1 protein-coding gene is annotated in these 1019 nt (G+C 60.1%); it reads right to left on the reverse strand.

Features of this window, described 5'->3' with window-relative positions:
* Positions 1 to 175: 175 nt before the first annotated feature.
* Positions 176 to 1019: ISH3 family transposase (locus DJ69_RS10990; RefSeq protein WP_099255646.1), on the reverse strand; the 844-nt coding region annotated here is incomplete at its 5' end.

The following is a 1019-nucleotide window of genomic DNA, read 5'->3' on the forward strand; positions in this document are numbered from 1 at the left end:
TCAGTACCTCACAAAGCACCGCCGGTTAGCCTGACTTGAGTTACCTGTTCTGCCGTGATGAGTCGTCGATAGCGGTTGAACAACACGGATTGATCGAGGAGCTGTCGCTGTCGGCGGCGCTCAGCCGCCGACGCGACAGCGTTGCCACTTGCGAAAACGCTTGCTCGGTCAGTGACTACCGGGAGAACCGGTCGTCAGGTGGCCGGTTTGCGGGGACGGCCCGACGCACCGCGAGGGCCGTCCACGCGGCCCGCCGAACCATATTCACGAACTCCTTGTATGGCCACCACCAGAGGCGACGCCCGCCTCGGCGCGGCGTCGCCACGTATTCGTAGTGGAGATATCGCCACGCATTCTGTAAGAGGAGACTCACCACGACGTACAGCAGTCTCACCGTTGCGTCTCGTGTCGTTGTCGTCGCTATCGCTTGCTCGGACAAGCGATAGCTCGACTCGATACCGAAGCGTTTCGAATAGTGGTATCGAGCATCGCGTGGAGTCTCGATGAACGGCGCGTCAGCGGCGTAGCCGTGACGCGCCACGCCGTTCTCGTCATACCGTCCATTCAGGTACGTACAGTCGATGTAGACGGGAAACTCGACGGTCCAGCTATGACCGTCGAGTTTCCCTGTCAGGTCGTGTTGGATGACGCGACTCCATCCTTCCGAGAGTTCCTGCTGAATCGTCTCTCCCCACCGGATGATCGGGATCACGTACGCGTAGTTGTGCGCCTGTAACAGCGTGAGACACTTGCTGTCGTAGAATCCGCGATCAAGGTAGACGGCCTTGACCTCGGTGTCAAGGCCGTCGAGAACACCGAAGAACTCAGCGAGGACGCTGCTGGCGGTGTCGCCGTCTTCGAGACGGCGCACCGCCAGCGTGTAGCGTTTGTTCTTCACACGCGCGTAAAGTGTCGCGTAAGCGTGGAACGAAGTAGTTCCTCTCTTCGCTTCCGAGTGGTAGAGAGCGTCTGCGTCGTCTTCGTCACCGTAGTAGGGCCGCAGGTGGAGGTCTGCGCAG

The sequence above is a fragment of the Halorubrum persicum genome (genome assembly GCF_002727125.1).
In the GTDB taxonomy this organism is placed as follows: domain Archaea; phylum Halobacteriota; class Halobacteria; order Halobacteriales; family Haloferacaceae; genus Halorubrum; species Halorubrum persicum.